This is a genomic window from Phenylobacterium hankyongense, assembly GCF_003254505.1.
GTDB lineage: Bacteria > Pseudomonadota > Alphaproteobacteria > Caulobacterales > Caulobacteraceae > Phenylobacterium > Phenylobacterium hankyongense.
The window spans coordinates 1-350 of sequence record NZ_QFYP01000019.1 but is presented as its reverse complement, the minus strand read 5'-3'; the positions used below and the strand labels follow the sequence as shown (position 1 = coordinate 350).

Here is a 350-nt window from a genome sequence, read left to right as displayed (position 1 = left end):
AGTTCTCCCGTTTCATGCTGGGCGAAGGCTGGCGCCAGGACGACCCCTCCCGCCGGGTCGAGGCTCCGAAACAGGGCCGTTCGCTGCCCAAGGTGCTCAGTCGCGAGGAGATGGACCGCCTCATCGCAGCGGCTGCGGCCCGCGACGGGGCGCAGGGCCTGCGGCTGGCCTGCATGGTGGAGCTTGCCTACGCCTCGGGCCTGCGGATCTCTGAGCTCACGAGTCTTACGCTGGCGGCTCTGGCGCGTGACCCCGCCTATCTGATCGTCAAGGGCAAGGGCGGAAAGGAACGCCTGGCGCCGCTGAACGACACCGCCCGTGCGGCGGTGAAGGCCTACCTGGAAGCGCGC

1 protein-coding gene is annotated in these 350 nt (G+C 69.7%); it reads left to right on the top strand.

What is annotated here, in order from left to right:
- The coding region (locus DJ021_RS18495; protein ID WP_165837291.1) for a tyrosine-type recombinase/integrase at positions 1-350 on the top strand (350 nt) is incomplete at both ends.